General features: G+C 71.9%; 16 protein-coding genes. 6 read left to right on the plus strand and 10 right to left on the minus strand.

The genetic code is table 11. The features are described from left to right. Window positions 1–47: 47 nt before the first annotated feature. Both ACFWYW_RS03460 and ACFWYW_RS03465 read right to left on the minus strand, forming a co-directional pair. Window positions 48–674 carry a hypothetical protein gene (locus tag ACFWYW_RS03460; protein ID WP_379609441.1) on the minus strand — a complete coding sequence of 209 codons (627 nt, stop codon included), beginning with the start codon at window positions 672–674 and terminating at the stop codon, window positions 48–50. 117 nt (window positions 675–791) lie between these two features. Continuing rightward, entirely contained in the window at window positions 792–1,334 is a 543-nt protein-coding gene (locus ACFWYW_RS03465; protein WP_379609442.1) for a CGNR zinc finger domain-containing protein, read from the minus strand. 88 nt (window positions 1,335–1,422) lie between these two features. Here ACFWYW_RS03465 and ACFWYW_RS03470 point away from each other — a divergent pair, with 88 nt between their 5' ends. Further along, window positions 1,423–2,259, plus strand: a complete 837-nt coding sequence (locus tag ACFWYW_RS03470) for an alpha/beta fold hydrolase (RefSeq protein ID WP_379609443.1) — start codon at window positions 1,423–1,425, stop codon at window positions 2,257–2,259. Here ACFWYW_RS03470 and ACFWYW_RS03475 read toward each other — a convergent pair. The 3 genes from ACFWYW_RS03475 to ACFWYW_RS03485 all read right to left on the minus strand — a co-directional run bounded on the left by ACFWYW_RS03475 (window position 2,231) and on the right by ACFWYW_RS03485 (window position 5,325). Further along, window positions 2,231–2,809, minus strand: a complete 579-nt coding sequence (locus ACFWYW_RS03475) for a TetR/AcrR family transcriptional regulator (protein ID WP_379609444.1) — start codon at window positions 2,807–2,809, stop codon at window positions 2,231–2,233. The two genes, ACFWYW_RS03470 and ACFWYW_RS03475, sit on opposite strands and share 29 nt — an antisense overlap. Next, window positions 2,790–4,001 carry an MFS transporter gene (locus ACFWYW_RS03480; protein WP_379609445.1) on the minus strand — a complete coding sequence of 404 codons (1,212 nt, stop codon included), beginning with the start codon at window positions 3,999–4,001 and terminating at the stop codon, window positions 2,790–2,792. Before ACFWYW_RS03480 ends, ACFWYW_RS03475 begins: the two co-directional genes overlap by 20 nt. A gap of 115 nt (window positions 4,002–4,116) precedes the next feature. After that, on the minus strand, window positions 4,117–5,325 hold the full coding sequence (locus ACFWYW_RS03485) for an amidohydrolase (protein WP_379609446.1): 1,209 nt from the start codon (window positions 5,323–5,325) through the stop codon (window positions 4,117–4,119). 31 nt (window positions 5,326–5,356) lie between these two features. Between ACFWYW_RS03485 and ACFWYW_RS03490 the strand changes: the two genes are divergently transcribed. Next, on the plus strand, window positions 5,357–5,719 hold the full coding sequence (locus tag ACFWYW_RS03490; RefSeq protein ID WP_379609447.1) for an ester cyclase: 363 nt from the start codon (window positions 5,357–5,359) through the stop codon (window positions 5,717–5,719). Here ACFWYW_RS03490 and ACFWYW_RS03495 read toward each other — a convergent pair. From ACFWYW_RS03495 to ACFWYW_RS03505, 3 genes are read right to left on the minus strand one after another with little or no spacing between them, the layout of a single operon-like run. Next, window positions 5,679–7,073, minus strand: coding sequence for an MFS transporter (locus ACFWYW_RS03495; RefSeq protein WP_379609448.1), 1,395 nt, complete (start codon window positions 7,071–7,073; stop codon window positions 5,679–5,681). The two genes, ACFWYW_RS03490 and ACFWYW_RS03495, sit on opposite strands and share 41 nt — an antisense overlap. Before the next feature lie 24 nt (window positions 7,074–7,097). Continuing rightward, window positions 7,098–9,911: a BTAD domain-containing putative transcriptional regulator gene (locus ACFWYW_RS03500; RefSeq protein ID WP_379609449.1), complete on the minus strand. Its 2,814-nt coding sequence runs from the start codon at window positions 9,909–9,911 to the stop codon at window positions 7,098–7,100. Between the two features lie 19 nt (window positions 9,912–9,930). After that, window positions 9,931–10,395, minus strand: a complete 465-nt coding sequence (locus ACFWYW_RS03505; RefSeq protein WP_379609450.1) for a PPOX class F420-dependent oxidoreductase — start codon at window positions 10,393–10,395, stop codon at window positions 9,931–9,933. 161 nt (window positions 10,396–10,556) lie between these two features. Between ACFWYW_RS03505 and ACFWYW_RS03510 the strand changes: the two genes are divergently transcribed. Further along, window positions 10,557–11,342, plus strand: coding sequence for an alpha/beta fold hydrolase (locus ACFWYW_RS03510; protein WP_379609452.1), 786 nt, complete (start codon window positions 10,557–10,559; stop codon window positions 11,340–11,342). On the opposite strand, the gene ACFWYW_RS03515 is transcribed toward ACFWYW_RS03510, so the two are convergent. After that, the gene (locus ACFWYW_RS03515; RefSeq protein WP_379609454.1) at window positions 11,326–11,931 is read right to left on the minus strand and encodes a GntR family transcriptional regulator; all 606 of its coding nucleotides are present in this window, start codon (window positions 11,929–11,931) and stop codon (window positions 11,326–11,328) included. The two genes, ACFWYW_RS03510 and ACFWYW_RS03515, sit on opposite strands and share 17 nt — an antisense overlap. Before the next feature lie 71 nt (window positions 11,932–12,002). Here ACFWYW_RS03515 and aceE point away from each other — a divergent pair, with 71 nt between their 5' ends. The 3 genes from aceE to ACFWYW_RS03530 are packed head-to-tail and all read left to right on the plus strand — an operon-like array spanning window position 12,003 to window position 16,249. After that, the gene (gene aceE / locus ACFWYW_RS03520) at window positions 12,003–14,441 is read left to right on the plus strand and encodes a pyruvate dehydrogenase (acetyl-transferring), homodimeric type (RefSeq protein ID WP_379609455.1); all 2,439 of its coding nucleotides are present in this window, start codon (window positions 12,003–12,005) and stop codon (window positions 14,439–14,441) included. A 52-nt stretch (window positions 14,442–14,493) separates the two neighbouring features. Then, the gene (locus ACFWYW_RS03525; RefSeq protein ID WP_379609456.1) at window positions 14,494–15,582 is read left to right on the plus strand and encodes a PrsW family intramembrane metalloprotease; all 1,089 of its coding nucleotides are present in this window, start codon (window positions 14,494–14,496) and stop codon (window positions 15,580–15,582) included. A 43-nt stretch (window positions 15,583–15,625) separates the two neighbouring features. Further along, window positions 15,626–16,249, plus strand: a complete 624-nt coding sequence (locus ACFWYW_RS03530; RefSeq protein WP_379609457.1) for a pyridoxamine 5'-phosphate oxidase family protein — start codon at window positions 15,626–15,628, stop codon at window positions 16,247–16,249. Here ACFWYW_RS03530 and ACFWYW_RS03535 read toward each other — a convergent pair whose 3' ends face one another. Then, entirely contained in the window at window positions 16,250–16,420 is a 171-nt protein-coding gene (locus tag ACFWYW_RS03535) for a hypothetical protein (RefSeq protein WP_184974622.1), read from the minus strand. Window positions 16,421–16,656: the final 236 nt, after the last annotated feature.

Consider the following 16,656-nt stretch of genomic DNA (forward strand, 5'->3'; position numbering starts at 1 on the left):
GCCCCGCACGGGGGCCGGGCGTCCGGCGTCTCCGAACGGAGCTGATTTCAGTCCGCCGCCGGGGCGATCTGCGGCTGCGCGGCGGTCCCGCCGGAGAGTTCGCGCCCGTGGTTGAGCGTGTAGTCGAGCTGCATGGCCAGGCGCGGGAGGTTCGCCGGCGGCAGATACGCTTCGGCCCCGGCGTCGAGCAGCCGCCGGACGGGACCGTGGTACTGGACTCCGAGCTCGTCGTCCTCGATCTCGGTGACGATGATGCGAGCCTTCGTGAACATCCCCCGCAGCGCCCCGATGAGCTGCGGGCTGCCCGGTGGCGCCAGAAGCACGTCGGCCGTCAACGGGGCCGCCTTCATGTCGAGGACGACGTAGTCCGGGCCGAGCTGGGTGGACAGCGCCACCCGGGCCGCGGCCGACAGTTCCATCGCGGTGGCCACGACGGTCACGCCGTCGTAGTCGGCCGGCGCCTGCTCGGTGACCTCGTCGGGCGCCCCGCGGTCGACGACGGCGCCCTCGACCACGTCGACCGTGCCGGCGATCGTCGCGATCGGCGCGCCGTCGCGCGTGACGACCAGGTTCTCGCCTGGCGGGAGGTCGTCGAGGAGCGCCACGACGTCCTCGGGAAGCCGGGTCACGTCGATGCTCCGCCGGGAACGTGCGGCGCGCTTGCGGCTCACCATGCCGAAGACACACTCCCGGCGGCGGGGTTCGGCCGGATCATCACATGAACCACTCCAGATGCTTGTGATCTCGTTTGACGCCCGGACCTGATCGATGGTTCGAGAATTCGGAAGAGTTCAGGCGGGCTTGTGCCGCTGGTAGTGGCGGGCCACGCGGGCGCGGTTGCCGCAGCGGGCCGTCGAGCACCAGCGGCGGCGCGGGTGCGCGGGGACGAACAACATCACGCAGTCATGTCCCTCGCACTGCCGGATACGGCCGGCGTCGGGCCCGGCGAGCAGGTCGGCGGCGGCTTCGGCGAGCTGGGCCACCAGGCGTTCGCCGGGCGTGCCCGAGCGCCGGGGGAGCGCGGCGACGGCCCCGTCGCGCCAGGAGAGCTCGCGGTAGGCGGGCGCCATTCGCTGCGCCTGGGTGAGGGCGCGCAGGACCTCATCGGGCGGGGCGGTGCCGGCGCGCAGGTGCGAGACGGCGACGGCCACCAGTTCGCGCAGCTCGCGCACCTGGGCGACGTCGCGCTCCGCGACCGGCTCGTCCCGCAGCCTGCCCCGCTGGAGAACCAGCCAATGGCGCAGGTCGGCGGGGGTGGCGAGGAGGTCCCCGACGCTCGGCCTGGTGTTGACGAGGTCGAGGGCCAGATGTTCGCCGGTCAGCGGATCCGTCATGTCACTAATTCTATATCTGCGGGTTGACGCATTAGATCGCGACACGCTAGAACTAATGCATCTTCTTTAGAGAAAGGCATTAGCCAGCATGTATGCCGACGTCGAAGGCGTGCGCGTCTTCTACCGCGAGTCCGTCCCCGCCACGCCCGACGCGCCCGTGCTCCTGCTGCTGCACGGCTTCCCGTCCGGCTCGCACCAGTTCCGGCAGCTGATCGCCGAACTGGGCGACCGGTACCGGCTGATCGCCCCCGACTACCCGGGTTTCGGCCACACCGAGGCGCCCGAGGACTTCACCTACTCCTTCGACCGGCTCGCCGACATCACCGAGGGGTTCGTGCGCGAGCTCGGCCTCACCCGCTTCACCATGTACGTCTTCGACTTCGGCGCCCCGATCGGCTTCCGCCTCGCGCTGCGGCACCCCGAATGGATCGCCGGTCTCGTGATCCAGAACGGCAACGCCTACGAGGAGGGCCTGTCGGCGGGAGCCCGCGACTTCGTCGCCCTGCGGCCGGAGACGCCCGGCGCCGAGGAGACGATCCGCGGCCTGCTCACCCTGGAAGGCACCCGCGGTCAGTACGAGTCGGGCACCCGGCACCCCGAGCGCCTCTCGCCCGACGGCTGGACCCTCGACCAGCACTTCCTGGACCTGCCCGGCCGCAAGGAGGCCCAGGTCGCGCTGGCCTTCGACTACCACTCCAACGTCGGGCAGTACGACAGGTGGCAGGCGTGGCTGCGCGAGCACACCCCGCCCGCCCTGATCGTGTGGGGCCGCAACGACCCGTTCTTCCCCGAGCCCGGCGCCCGCGCCTATCTGCGCGACCTGCCCGGCGCCGAGCTCCACGTCTTCGACACCGGGCACTTCGCCCTGGAGGAGGACCTGCCGGAGATCGCCCCGCTCATCGCCCGGTTTCTGGACCGGGTGTGAGCAGTACGGCCCGCAGGATGCTTTCCCACTCCTCCCGGCCGGGCGGCGTGTCGGTCAGCAACGCCTGCATCAGCACGCCGTCGATCGTGCCGGCGAGGACGCGCAGCCGTACCGGATCGTCGGTGTGGCGGCGGCCGAAGCGCTCGACGGCGGCCAGCCAGCGCCGGGTGGGCTCGCGCAGCTCGGGGCGGCGGGCGGCCAGGAGGTAGAGCTCGTACTCGGCGAGCAGGTGGGCGGGGGCGGCCACGACCTGGCACATCAGCTCCGCCAGGGCCCGCAGGCCCTCCTCGGGGTCGTCCACGTCGGCCAGGCGGCGCATGCGCTCGGCGTCCTCGTCCATGCAGGAGGTCAGCGCGGCGGTGAGCAGGTCGTCGATGGCCTTGAAGTAGTAGGCGGCGGCGGTGGCGGGCTGGCCGGCCTCCTTGGCGACGGTGCGGTGGCTGACGCCGGCCACGCCGTCGCGGGCGACCACCCGGATCGTCGCCTCGATCAGTTCCCGCTTGCGCTGCTCGCCCTTGATGCGGCGCCCGTCAGTGAGCGGCTCGTTCACCTTCCGCCTCCTTTCCTGCCGGGGTACGGGCGGCCAGGACGGCCAGCGCCAGCGCGACCGCTCCCGCCGCGACGGCGACGCCGAACCCGCTCGTCGGGCCATACTGGTCGACCAGCGCGCCCGCGAGCGCCGCGCCCAGCGCGATGCCCGCGCTCAGCCCGGTGATCGCCCAGGTCATCCCCTCGGTGAGCGACGAGGCGGGAACGGCGCGCTCCACGAGCCTCATCACCACGATCATCGTAGGGGCGAAGAACAGCCCGGCGGCGAACACCGCCGCGGCCAGCGCCGCCACCCCGCCCGCGAACAGCAGCGGCACCGTGGTCAGCGCGGTCCCGGTCACGCTGACGAGCAGCAGCCGGGGCAGTGGCACCGCGAGCCGCAGCGCCCCGAACACCAGCCCGGACAGCGCCGACCCGCCCGCGTAGGCGGCCAGGACGAACCCGGCGCTCGCCGGTGCGCCCGCCAGGGCGGCGAAGGCCACGCTGACCACGTCGACCGTGCCCGCGATCACGCCACCCGCCGCCAGGAGCAGCGCCAGCAGCCGTACCGCCGGGATCCGGATGGCCGAGCGGCTCGGGCCGGCGGCGGCGTCGTACCTCTGGACGGGCGGCTCGGTACGCCGTTGCGGCACCAGCAGCAGGACCCCGGCCACCAGCAGCACGCCCGCCACCAGCGGGCCCGCCTCGGGGAACAACGCCGTGGACAGCGCCACCGACAGCGCCGGGCCGACGACGAAGGTCAGCTCGTCCACCACCGACTCCAGCGAGAAGGCCGCGTGCAGGTGGGGGGAGCCGCGGTGCGCGTGGGTCCAGCGGGCGCGGACCATCGCGGCCAGGTTGGGCAGCGTCCCCGCCAGCGCGGCGAAGACGAACAACGTCCAGGCGGGCGCGCCGGAGCGGGCGCACAGCAGCAGGGCGGCGAGCCCGGCGACGCTGAGCCCGGCCGCGGGCAGCAGCACCCGCCCCTGCCCCAGCCGGTCCACCAGCCGCGACACCTGCGGCCCCGCGAGGGCGGTGGACAGCGTGAAGGTCGCGGCCACGGCTCCGGCGAGCGCGTAGCCGCCCCGCATCTGGGACAACATCGTCAGCACTCCGATACCGGTCATCGAGATGGGCATGCGCCCCACGAATCCGGCGAGGGAGAAGGCCACGGCGCCGGGCGTCCTGAACAACGCCGCATAGGGGTTGGCCATGGGAGAAGCCTCCGCAAACAAATTGAACGAGTGTTAGATTTTTTCACTGTACGGCATGCCGCAAACCAACGCGCCGCGCCCCCAACCAGGACGCGGCGCGTTAAGAAGTGAAAAATCAGGACTCGCGGTAGTAGGGGTCAGCCACCACACCCTCGCCCAGCTCATCGGAGAACGTGTACACCTCGCGCCCGGACACGAACACCCGCAGCGCCCTGCTCATGACGTCCAGCGGATCCCCCGACCAGATCACCACATCGCCGTCGAGCCCCGGCGCCAGCGCCCCGACCCGGTCGTCCAGCCCCATGATCTTGGCCGGGTTCACCGTGATGGACCGAAGCGCCGTCTCCCGGTCGAGCCCTTCCTTGACGGCCAGCGTCGCCTGGTGCACCAGGAAGTGGATCGGCACCACGGGATGGTCGGTCGTGATGGCCAGCTCGACGCCCGCCCTGGCCAGAATGCCGGGGTTGCGCAACGACCGCTGCCGCAGCTCCACCTTCGTCCGGCTGGTGAACAGCGGCCCGATGATCACCGGAATCCGCCGCTCGGCGAGCACGTCGGCCAGCAGATGCCCCTCCGTGGCGTGGTTGACGATCACCCGGTAGCCGAACTCGTCCGCCAGCCGCAGGGCGGTCGCGATGTCGTCGGCCCGATGGGTGTGCTGGCACCACGGCAGCTCCCCATCCAGCACCCTGACCAGCACCTCCATCGTGCCGTCCCGGTCGAACGGCTTGCCCTCGTCGGCCGCCGCCGCCCGCTTGGCCCGGTAGTCCTGGGCCTTCATGAACGCGTCGCGGATCACCGCGGCCACGCCCTGGCGGGTCGAGGGCAGCTTCTTCTGGTCGCCGTACACCCGCTTGGGGTTCTCGCCGAGCGCGCTCTTCACGCTGACCGGCTCGCGCAGGAGCATCTCCTCCACGCTCCTGCCCCAGCACTTGAGCGCGACGGTCTGCCCGCCGATGGGGTTGGCGGAGCCCGGCTTGATCACCGCGGTGGTGACGCCGCCGGACAGCGCGTCGCCGAAGCCGAGGTCGGCCGGGTTGATCGCGTCGAGCGCGCGCAGGCGGGCGCCGTTCGGGTCGGTCATCTCGTTGGTGTCCTGGCCGGCCCAGCCGTCGGCCTCCTCGTGGACGCCCATGTGCCCGTGGGCCTCGACGAAGCCGGGCAGCACCCAGGCGCCGCCCGCGTCCACGATCTCGACGCCGTCCGGCACGGCCACGTCCGCGCCGACGGCGGTGATCTTCCCGTCCTGGATGAGAATGGTGCCGTTCTCGACAGGCGCGCCCGTCACGGGCACGACATAACCCCCGGTAATCGCAACGTTCATGAAGGGCAACCTAGTGGGTACGTCGCTGGATATGGTCATCAACCTGTACGAACGCTGGCTCCTGGAGATGTGGAACGGCGACTTCGAACTCGCCCGGGAACTCGTCACGGACGACTTCGCCGGCCACTGGCCCGGCATGGACGTACGGGGCCCCGACGAGCTGATCGAGGTGCTGAAGCAGGGGCACGAACCTTTCACCGGCGTGAAGGTCACCCTCGACGTGGGCCCGATCGTCACCGGCGACCTCGTGGCCGCCCGCTGGACGTTCAGCGGCGACCATCAGGGCAGGCCGGTCGCCTTCAGCGGCCACGACATCCTGCGGGCAGAAGGCGGCCGCTTCGCCGAGTACTGGGTCATGTCCGACGTGAAGGGACTGGAAGCTCAGCTCGGTTGAGCGCCCGGCGGCCGTTGTAGGCCACCACGGCGACCACGACCAGGATCAGCGCCAGATCGATCGCGGCCGACCAGCGCATGCCCGCGGCGTAACCTCCCGGTCCCGCCGCCGCCGCGAAGAACACCGCGCCGATCACCGCGACCCCGCCGGAGCCGGCGAACTGCTGGGCCGTCGTCAGGAAGCCCGAGGCGATGCCCGCCTGACCCGGCTCCACCTCGACCAGCGCGGTGCCGATGAGCTGCGGCAGCACCAGCCCGTTGCCGGTGCCGACCACCATGAGCGCCGCGATGGTCCACGGCACCCCTTCCACGAAGAGCATCCCGGTCAGCCCGGCCGCGGTGACGCAGCCGCCGATCACGACGACCCGCGGGCCGTACCGGCGGACCAGGCGGCTGCCGAGCAGCGAGGTGATCGAGAACATCAGCCCCATCGGCGCGAACGCCAGCCCCGCCTGGAACGCGTCCAGCCCGAACCCGCCCTGCAGCAGCAGCGTCAGCGTGAACATGAACGACACGAAATAGGCGGTGAAAGCGGTGACCGCGCCGACCCCGGCGACGTAGGAGCGCACCTTCAGCAACGCCAGGTCCAGCACGGGCTGACCGCCGCGCGCGGCCAGCACGCGCTGCCACCGCCCGGTCAGCGCCAGCACCGGTACGGCGCCGGCCATGCACACCCACGCCCACACCGGCCAGCCCAGGCTGTGCCCGAGCCCGAGCGGCACCAGCAGCAACGCCAGCCCGATCGCCAGCCCGGCGGCGCCGCGCAGGTCCAGCCGCGCGTACGTCCCCGAGCCGGCCTTCGGCAGCAGGCGGGCCGCCAGGATGACCGTGACCACGCCGATCGGCAGGTTGAGCAGGAAGACGATCCGCCATCCCAGGCCCAGGACGTCGACGGTGAGCAGCAGCCCGCCGAGCACCTGCCCGGCGATCGCGCCGACGCCGCCCGCGAGGCCGTACCAGCCGACGGCCTTGGGGCGCTCGCGCGGCTCGAAGATCACCGGGATCATCGCCAGCACCTGCGGCACCATGATCGCGCCGGCCAGCCCCTGCAGGAGCCGGGCGGCGATGAGCTGGGCCGGGTCGAGCGCCAGCCCGCACAGGACCGAGGCGAGGGTGAACGCGGTCATCCCGGCGACGAACATCCTGCGGTAGCCGTAGCGGTCGCCCAGCCGCCCGCCGGTGATCATCCCGGCGGCGAACGTGAACGCGTAGCCGCCCACGATCAGCTCAAGCTGCGCCTGGCTCGCGCCCAGCTCCCGCTCGAAGGCCGGCGCGGCCACGTTGACCACGAAGAAGTCGAACTGCGCCATGAACCAGGCCACGAGCAGCACGGCGAGCATCCGTCCACGTCTCACGACCCCCACGGTAGAACCTCAACCTCAGCTGAGATCAAGGCGGACCGCCCGTTCCTCCTGATGGAGGCGTTCGAGGTGGTAGGCGTCGCCGGTCTCCTCGATCAGGGCGGCGGCCTCGGTCAGGTGGGCGTGGGCCTTGGACGGGTCGCCGAGCCGCCGGTAGGCCGTGGCCAGAGCCATCAGGCAGGCGATCGTGCACTTCTTGCTGTTGAGCGCCACGGCCAGCGCGTGGGTGCGCGTCAGCCGTTCCAGCGCCTCCTCGAAGTCGTACAGGTCCAGGTAGAGCTCGGCCAGCTCGCGGCCCGTGGAAAGGACCTGGAAGTCGTCGCCCGCCTCGACGGCCAGGTCGAACGCCCGCGTCAGCAGGTCCCGCGCCTCGGCCGACCGGCCCAGGCCGCGGTAGGCGGAGCCGGCGATGAACAGCGCGAAGCGCTCCCCGACGGCGAACCCCTCCCGGCGGGCGAGGGCCAGCTGGGCCAGGGCGGAGTCGAGCGCCTGCGCGAACAGGCCGCCGGTGTGCTGGGTGGAGGCCATGTTGCCCAGGGCGCGCTGCTCGCAGAACGGGTCAGCCAGCCGCCTGGCCAGGTCGAGTTGCCGCTCGTAGTGCCAGATGGCCTCGGGCGTCCGGTGGTGGCAGTTGGCCGCGTGCCCCAGGTGGTTGTGGCACTCCAGGATCAGCCGGTCCTGGCCCAGCCGCCGGGACACGGCCAGGGCCCGCTCGTTGAGCCGTCGCATGTCGGCCATGGCGCACGCGTCGACCTGGTGCCACAGGAGCGCGAACGTCACGGCGACGCCCAGCGCGGCGATCTCGTCGTCGGGCTCGCCCATCGCCTGCCACGCCGCCGCGACCAGGTTGGGATCCTCGGCGACGAGCCACGCGCACGCCTCGTCCCGGCCGGCGAAGGGCTGCGGCGCGGCGGTGACCGGCGGGCCCGCGGGCTGCACCCGGTGCGGGTCGCGCAGGACCGTGGCCGCGCGGGCGGTGGCGGCGTAGAAGCCCAGGGCTCTGCGCAGCGGTTCGCGGCGCTGTGGCGGGGCGATCTCGCGGGCGAACAGCCGTACGAGGTCGTGCAGGTGGTAGCGGCCGGACCGCAGGCGGTCGATCAGATGCGCCGCGGCCAGCCGGTTCAGCGCCCGCTCGGCGACCGCGACGTCCGTCCCCATGAGCGCCGCCACCACCCGCGGCGACCACTCGGCCACGTCGAGCAGCCCCAGGGCGGCGAGGGCGGCGGCGGCCTGCCGGTCGCGCTCGTGCTCGCTGCCGGCCAGCGCGCTCCAGCTGCCCATCAGACTGGAGCGCACCGCGATGTCGCCCGCCTGCAGCTCCTCCAGCCGGGAGTGCTCGTCCTCCAGCAGGGCCACGTGCCGGGCCAGGCCCGCGTGCGGGTCGTCCAGCAGCCGCGCCGCCGCGACCCGGATCGCCAGCGGCAGCCCGCCGCACAGCTCGACCAGCCGCCGGCCCGCCCGCGGCTCGGCCCGTACCCGATCACCGCCCACCAGCTCGGCCAGCATGGCCGCGCCCTCCGGCTCCGGCAGCGTCGCCAGGCCGACCTGCGCGCAGTCGTCGACGCAGGAGAAGGACTCCCTGCTGGTCAGCAGTACGGCGTTGCCCTCCGGCACCGACAGCAGCGGCCGTACCTGGGCCGGGTCTTTGGCGTCGTCGAGCACGACGAGCAGGCGCCGGCCGTTCAGGCGGCTGTGCCACAGGGCGATGGCCTCGTCCAGATCGACCGGTACGTCCTCGGCCGCCACGCCCAGCGCCCGTAAGAACCGGCCCAGCGCCTCCAGCGGGCTCACCTCCTGAACCCCGGGCGTGGCGCCGCGCAGGTTCGTGAACAGCCGGCCGTCGGGGAAACGGGTGTGCAGCAGGTGGGCCACGTGGACGGCGAGCGCGGACTTGCCCGCCCCCGCCACGCCGGTGACGGCCACCACGGACGCCTGCGACGTGCCGGGAGGCGGCGCCAGCAGCGAGCACAGCGCCGTCGTCTCGGCCTCGCGGCCCACGAAGGCGCGCAGGTCGCGCGGCAACTGCTGCGGCGCGCGGCGGTCACGGACCTGCCCCGGCCCCTCACGGACCTGCCCCAGGCCTTCACGGACCTGCTCAAGCCCCTCAAGGGCCTCGCGCAATCCCTGCCCGGGACGCACGCCCAGCTCCTCGGCCAGGTTGTGGCGCGCCCGCTCGAAGGATCTGACCGCCTCCGCCCGGCGCCCGCTGCCCGCCTGGGCCCGGATCAGCAGCTCCCACAGCCGCTCGCGCAGCGGATGGGCGTGGGCCACCTGTTCGAGACCGTCCAGCGCGTCGGCGTCGCGGCCCGCGTCGAGCAGCAGCGCGGCCCTCTCCTCGACGGCGGTCAGCCGGAGCTCCTCCAGCCGCTGCCCCTCGGTCTCCGCGAACGGTCCCGGCAGGCCGAACAGCGCGGGACCCCGCCACAGCCCGAGCGCCTCGTCCAGATGGGCCAGCGCCCGGTCCGCCGGTAGGGCGCGGGCCCGCTCCAGGCGGTCGGCGAAGACCAGGGAGTCGACGCACGAGGGGTCCAGGGCCAGCAGGTAGCCGCCGCGCACACCTCTCAGCAGCCCGGCCGGGGCGCGCGGGGACCGTTCGGGCTCCAGTGCCCGCCGTAGACCGGCGATGTAGGTGTGGACGTTCTGTACCGCGCTGCGCGGGGCGCTCTCGCCCCACACCCCGTCGACCAGCCCGTCCACCGTGACCGGCGCGCCCGCGTGCGCGGCCAGCATCGCCAGCACGGCCTGCCTGCGCGGCGGCCCGAGCTCGACGGCGCGCGAGCCGTCCCGCGCGTCCACCGATCCGAGCAGCCGGATGAAGATGCCTTCCGCCACCCCTCCAGCATCCCCGATGTCAGTCCGCCAGTCGCGCGGGAAACCCGCCGGTGGCGATCGGGCCCCAGGAGTCGATGGTGATCCGGATCAGCGACTTGTCCTGGTGGCGCATGGCCTCGCGGTACTCCTGCCAGTCCGGGTGCTCGCCGGCGATGCACCGGAAGTACTCCACCAGCGCGTCCTCGGCGGCCGGCATGTCCAAGACCTCGGCGCGGCCGTCGACCTGCACGTACGGGCCGTTCCAGTCGTCGGACAGCACGCAGATCGACACCTGCTCCTCGCGCCGGGCGTTGTGCGCCTTGGCCCGGTCCGGGTAGGTGGACACGACGATCCGCCCGGACTCGTCCACGCCGCAGGCGACCGGGGAGAGCTGGGGGCGGCCGGACGCGCGGGTCGTGGACAGCAGCCCGTGGTGGCGCGGGCGCAGAAACTCCAGCAGCTCGGGCAGGTCGACGCGGGTCGCGGTGGCGATCGTACGGGGCATGGGTCGCGGGCCTTTCGTCGATGCTGTCGGTTCTTTTGCGGTTGGTTCTGTGTGGTTGGCGCGACCTTAGCGCGTCTGCCGTTCGGTGGCCGGTTGTGGGCGATCGCGGTGGTCTGTACGGTCGCCGCCGTGGGCATCCACACCACGCTGAGGAGGAAGTGATGGTAACCGTCGCCCGAGAGGGAGCCGACCTGGCCGGTGCGGTGAGCGGCAGGGAGGGCGGGCCGCTCGCGGTCCACGTCCACGGCGCCATGTCCAGCCGGGCCGGTGAGCGGAGGCACGGGCTGTTCGTGTGGGAGCCGGTGGAGGAGGTGGCCAGGCTGGTCCGTTATGACGCCCGGGGCCACGGGGAGTCGACCGGCCGGGCCGTACCCGGGGACTATGTCTTCACGAACCTGGCCGACGACCTGCTCGCGGTGATCGACCATGTGGACGCAGGCCCGGTGACCGGGATGGGCGCCTCGATGGGCACGGCCACCGTGCTGCACGCCGCGCTGAAGCGGCCGGAGGCGTTCGAGCGGCTCGTGCTGATCATCCCGCCGACCGCGTGGGAGACCAGGAAGGCGGTGGCCGCCCATTACCTGGAGGCGGCCGAGGCGCTGGAGACCCGGGGGCCGAAGGGGTTCGCCGAGCTGATGGCCGGTGGCGAGCCGCCCGCGATCTTCGCCGAGGGGCCCGCGTTCCCGCTGCCGGACGTCTCCTGGGACCTGCTGCCCTCGGTCATGCGCGGTCTGGCCGCCTCCGACCTGCCCGCGCCGGCGGAGCTGTCCGCGCTGACGCACCCGGCGCTGATCCTGGCCTGGGACACCGACGACGGCCATCCGCTGTCCACGGCCGAGGCGCTCGCCCGCCTGCTCCCGGCCGCGACCCTGCACGTCTCGGACACCGTGGCCGGCATCCGCACCTGGTCCGCGCGTATCGCGGCCTTTCTCACGGCGCGTAGCTGAGGATGTGCTCGCGCAGGAGGCCCGGGGCCCGGGGGTCGCCCGCGCGGAAGGCGTCCACGAGCGGCTGATGGTCGGCGGCGTTCTCGTGGAGTTCGGCGCGGAACACCCGGATCGACAGGTGTGTCCACACCTCCAGGCCCAGGCCGTCCCACACCGACAGCAACAACGCGTTGCCCGAGGCGGCGACGATCTCCCGGTGGAAGGCGATCCCGGCCGACACCTGACCCGACAGCGAGCCGGTCGCCGCGGCCGCTTCGAGCCGGGCCGTGTGGGCCTCCAGCGCCTCCACCGCGGGGGCGCCCAGGCGGGCCGCGGTCTCTTCGAGCCCGGCCCGCACCTGGTAGACCTCGCGCAGGTCGGCCCGGGTGACGGGGCGTACGCGCGCGCCCTTGTTGGGTGAGGACTTGATCAGGCGCAGCGACTCCAGCTCGCGCAGCGCCTCGCGGACCGGAGCCTGGCTGACGCCGAGGTCGGCGGCCACGCGGCGTTCGACGATGCGCTCGCCGGGGGCCCAGCGGCCGGTGATCAGGCCGTCCAGCAACTGCTGACGGATGTCGTCGCGGAGCGGGGATCGCACTACGGGTTTCACACCCAAGATTACATCGCGAATCCAGTCACCCGAACACCCAATGATCGATCATTGGGTGTTTAATGGTAGGTATGGAGAAAGATCTGGATCCTCAGGAGACCGCCGAGTGGCTGGAGTCGCTCGACGCGGTCAGGCGGGCTGCCGGTCCCGAACGGGCCGACTACCTGCTGCGGAGGCTGGCCACGTCCTCCCGTTACGTGAACACCGTGCCCACGGCCGAGGAACCGCCCTACCCGGGTGACCTGGAGCTGGAGGAGCGCATCGCGGCCTACGACCGCTGGAACGCCGCGGCCATGGTCAGCAGGGGCAGCAAACTGGGCCTGGGCGGGCACATGGCCACGTACGCCTCCGCGGCATGGCTGTACGAGATCGGGTTCAACCATTTCTTCCACGGCGCCGACGACCAGGTGTACTTCCAGGGCCACGCCTCCCCGGGCATCTACGCCCGTGCCTTCCTCGAAGGCCGCCTGAGCGAGAAGCAGCTGGACGCCTTCCGGCGCGAGACCCTCGGCGGGCTGCCCTCCTATCCGCACCCGCGCGCCCTGCCGGACTTCTGGCAGTTCCCGACCGTCTCCATGGGCCTGGGCCCGCTCAACGCGGTCTACCAGGCCAGGTTCAACCGCTATCTCCATAACCGCGGCATCAAGGACACGAGCAACAGCCACGTCTGGGCCTTCCTCGGCGACGGCGAGATGGACGAGCCCGAATCCACGGCGGCGCTCACCCTGGCCGCCCGCGAAGGGCTCGACAACCTCACCTTCGTGATCAACTGCAACCTGCAGCGCCTCGACGGCCCGGTACGCAGCAACACCCGCATCGTGCAGGAGCTGGAGAGCGTCTTCCGCGGCGCCGGGTGGCACGTGGTCAAGGCGCTGTGGGGCCGGGAGTGGGACGGCCTGCTCCACGACGACGAGCTGGTCGCCCGGCTGGGGGAGATCCCCGACGGCCAGTTCCAGACGTTCGCCGCCTCCGACGGCGCCTACATCCGCGAGCACCTGTTCCACGGGCTGCGCACGAGCGCGAGCGAGGAGGAACTGCGGCGGATCGTCGGCGGTTCCCGGGCCGGGCACGAGCCGCGCAAGGTGTACGCCGCCTACGAGCGGGCCACCTCCCTCAAGGGCGCGCCGACCGTCATCCTGGTGCAGACGGTCAAGGGCTGGACGCTCGGCGCCGGGGTCGAGGCCCGCAACGCCAACCACCAGATGAAGAAGCTCACCCTGGCGGAGTTCCGGGAGATGGGCGAGCGGCTGGGCCTGCCGGTCCCGCCGCTGGAGGGCGAGTTCCCGCCGTTCCTCCACCCGGGCCCAGGCTCGCCCGAGGTCAGGTACGCGCTGGAGCGCCGCGAGGCCCTCGGCGGCCCCATCCCCAAGCGCGCATATATCCAGAAAAATCTGGAACTGCCGGGCGACAAGCCGTTCCAAGCCCTGGCCAAGGGGTCCACGCAGCCGGTGGCCACCACGATGGCCTTCGTCCGCCTCGTCAAGGACCTGATGAGGGAACCGGAGACCGGCCGCCGCTGGGTGCCCATCGTGCCCGACGAGGCCAGGACGTTCGGCATGGAGTCGCTCTTCCCCACCGCGAAGATCTACTCCCCGCTCGGCCAGCGCTACGACTCCGTCGACCGGGAGCTCCTGCTGGCCTACAAGGAGTCGGAGCAGGGCCAGATCCTCATCGAGGGCATCACCGAGGCCGGCTCGATGGCCTCCCTCACCGCCGCCGCCACCAGCTACGCCACCCACGGCGAGCCGATGATCCCGTTCTACATCTTCTACTCGATGTTCGGCTGGCAGCGGACCGGCGACCAGATGTGGGCGCTGGCCGACCAGCTCGGCCGGGGCTTCCTGGTCGGGGCGACGGCGGGCCGTACCACGATGACCGGGGAGGGGCTCCAGCACGCCGACGGCCACTCGCACCTGCTGGCCTCGGCCAACCCGGCCGCGCTGTCCTACGACCCGGCCTTCGCCTACGAGGTGGGTGTGATCGTGCGCGACGGCCTGCGCCGCATGTACGGCCCCGCCCCCGAGAACGTCTTCTACTACCTCACCGTCTACAACGAGCCGCTGCCGCAGCCCGCCATGCCGGAGGGCGTCGAGGAAGGCATCGTCAAGGGCATCTACCGGTACTCGGCCGGCGGCGGGCAGGCGCACATCCTGGCCAGCGGCACCGCCGTGCACTGGGCGCTGGCCGCGCAGAAGATGCTCGACGAGGAGTACGGCGTGGGCGCCGACGTCTGGTCGGTCACCTCCTGGAGCGAGCTGCGCAGGGAGGCGATGGCCACGGACGGCGTGCCGTACCTGAAGCAGGCCCTTGCCGGGACGGACGGGCCGGTGATCGCGGTGAGTGACTGGATGCGGGCGGTGCCCGACCAGATCGCGCCGTGGATCGAGCGCCCCTGGACCTCGCTGGGCACCGACGGCTTCGGCCTGTCCGACACCCGCGAGGCGGTGCGCGAGCACTTCGGCGTGGACCCGCGCTCCATCGCCGACGCCGTCCTGAAAGCGATCGAGTAAAGATTCAAGCGGCTGTCAAGCGGACGTTGACAGGACGGGGGCACAGTGAGGCATGGCTGTCGACCTCCGTCCCCCCGCCCTGGCGCCGCGGCCGAGCCTGCGGCTGCTGCTCGGCCTGGGGGTGTCCAGCGCGCTGGCCGCGCTCGTGCTCACCGTCCTGCTGCTCAGCGGCGGCCCCGTCGGCTGGGGCCTGTCGATGCTGCTCGCGCTGGCGCCGCTGCCGATCCTGCTGTCGGCGGTCCTCGGGCTTGACCGGCTGGAGCCCGAGCCCCGGCTGTACCTGGGCTTCGCCTTCGCGTGGGGCGCGGGGGTGGCGATCGTGCTCGGGATCGCGCTCACGATGGCGGGCCAGGCGGTCGTCGCCGGGCTCGGCTACAGCGCGGGCGTCACCGACGACGTGGGCACGGTCGTGCTCGCGCCGGTGATCGAGGAGGCCCTGAAGGGCGCCGCGCTGCTGGCGCTGCTGCGCAGGCGGCGCGAGATCGACGGGCTGACCGACGGCATCATCTACGCCGGCATGGCCGGGCTCGGCTTCGCCGCCGTGGAGAACGTCGGCTACTACCTGGGCTCGTTCGGGCAGGGCGGGGTCGACGGGGCCGTGGCGACGTTCGTGCTGCGCGGCGTGATCTCGCCGCTGGGGCATCCGGTCTACACCTCGCTGATCGGCATCGGGGTGGCGTACGCGGCGGTGCGCCGCCGGTACTGGGCGATCCCGCTGGGGTACCTGGGCGCGGTGTCGTTGCACATGCTCTGGAACGGCAGCGCCACCACCGGCTCCCTGCCCTTCTTCGGCCTCGCCTACCTCGTGATCATGGCGGTGCTCGTCGTGCTGATCCTGGTCACGGTACGCGAGCGGCGGGCGCTGCTGGCCAGGATGGGCGACGTGCTGCCCCGCTACCAGGGCACCGGTCTGCTCAGCCCGCAGGATCTCGGCATGCTGACCACGCTGAAGGCGCGCAAGCACGCGCGGGCATGGGCGAAGAAGGCGGGGCTGGGCCGGGCGATGTCCGACTACCAGCAGGCGGCCACCGAACTGACCATGCTGCACGTGCGCGCCGAACGCGAGCGCATGGACCTGGAGTCCTTCGCCGCCGAGCGCGACGCCCTCCTGGACGTGATGGCGCGGGCCCGCCGATGGTAGACCCCGTTGCCCGCTTCGCCGGCGGATGGTCAAGAATGGGCCAATGACCTGGATGGAGATCGAATCAGCCGAAGAACTCCGTGAACTGCTGGGCGAGGTGATGCCGCGAGCGGCGACCAAGGACCGCCCCAAACTGCACGAGCTCGACCGGGCGTGGCTGGCGGCCTCGCCGTTCTGCCTGATCGCGACCTCGAGCGACGACGGCACCTGCGACGTGTCCCCGAAGGGGGACCCGGCGGGCTTCACCCATGTGATCGACGATTCCACGATCGCCATCCCCGACCGGCCCGGCAACCGCCGCGCCGACGGCTTCGTCAACGTCCTGCGCAACCCGCACGTCGGGCTGATCTACCTGATCCCCGGCAGGAACGAGACCCTGCGCATCAACGGCAGGGCGCGCCTGATCCGCGAGGCGCCGTTCTTCGACGAGATGATCGTCAAGGGCCACCGGCCCCACCTGGCGCTCGTGGTCGAGATCGAGCAGATCTTCCACCACTGCGCCAAGGCGTTCATGCGCTCGTCCCTGTGGAAGCCCGAGTCGTGGAGCCCCGACGAGCTGCCCTCGCACGCCCGGATCGTCAAGGACGTCCAGACGGTGACCGAGAGCGTCGAGCAGCTGGAGGCGTACTACAGCAAGGGTTATGCCGACAAGCTCTACAAGGTGTGATCACGCGGCGGGCGTCGGCCCGCCGGGGAAAAGGATCACATTGCGGCCGCTGTAGGCACGAAGGTCGACGACCTTGGGGTCGGCGACCACGGGCCCGCGGCGGCCGCCCGAACGGATGTCGCGGACCTTGTGCCTGGCGATACGCGGCGGCACCACCATTAGCCTCTTCATCCTCAAGCCCCCCGGCGTGATGTTTCTGTTACCTATGTTATCTACAGAACCACCCGTAAGTTGGTCGTAAGGACCACAATCAGTAAGGAAGTCGTCGCCCCGACGGGGTGCGCAGGTCCAGCTCAGGGCGTTTCTTGGTCGATGGCTTGATCTTCCTGACGCGTCGCATGGTCTGCCCCCTCTCGCTTCCACGGTCACCCGGCCCGGTTGCCGCCGGGTTGGCAGGCAGTTGCAAC

This window comes from Nonomuraea sp. NPDC059023 (assembly GCF_042740095.1).
In the GTDB taxonomy this organism is placed as follows: domain Bacteria; phylum Actinomycetota; class Actinomycetes; order Streptosporangiales; family Streptosporangiaceae; genus Nonomuraea.

Coding starts and splice junctions, on each gene's coding strand:
- ACFWYW_RS03490 (WP_379609447.1), top strand. CDS start 5,357: ATGGTCATCAACCTGTACGAACGCTGGCTCCTGGAGATGTGGAACGGC.
- ACFWYW_RS03525 (WP_379609456.1), top strand. CDS start 14,494: ATGGCTGTCGACCTCCGTCCCCCCGCCCTGGCGCCGCGGCCGAGCCTG.
- ACFWYW_RS03460 (WP_379609441.1), bottom strand. CDS start 674: ATGGTGAGCCGCAAGCGCGCCGCACGTTCCCGGCGGAGCATCGACGTG.
- ACFWYW_RS03485 (WP_379609446.1), bottom strand. CDS start 5,325: ATGAACGTTGCGATTACCGGGGGTTATGTCGTGCCCGTGACGGGCGCG.
- ACFWYW_RS03470 (WP_379609443.1), top strand. CDS start 1,423: ATGTATGCCGACGTCGAAGGCGTGCGCGTCTTCTACCGCGAGTCCGTC.
- aceE (WP_379609455.1), top strand. CDS start 12,003: ATGGAGAAAGATCTGGATCCTCAGGAGACCGCCGAGTGGCTGGAGTCG.
- ACFWYW_RS03530 (WP_379609457.1), top strand. CDS start 15,626: ATGACCTGGATGGAGATCGAATCAGCCGAAGAACTCCGTGAACTGCTG.
- ACFWYW_RS03505 (WP_379609450.1), bottom strand. CDS start 10,395: ATGCCCCGTACGATCGCCACCGCGACCCGCGTCGACCTGCCCGAGCTG.
- ACFWYW_RS03510 (WP_379609452.1), top strand. CDS start 10,557: ATGGTAACCGTCGCCCGAGAGGGAGCCGACCTGGCCGGTGCGGTGAGC.
- ACFWYW_RS03465 (WP_379609442.1), bottom strand. CDS start 1,334: ATGACGGATCCGCTGACCGGCGAACATCTGGCCCTCGACCTCGTCAAC.
- ACFWYW_RS03535 (WP_184974622.1), bottom strand. CDS start 16,420: ATGAAGAGGCTAATGGTGGTGCCGCCGCGTATCGCCAGGCACAAGGTC.
- ACFWYW_RS03480 (WP_379609445.1), bottom strand. CDS start 4,001: ATGGCCAACCCCTATGCGGCGTTGTTCAGGACGCCCGGCGCCGTGGCC.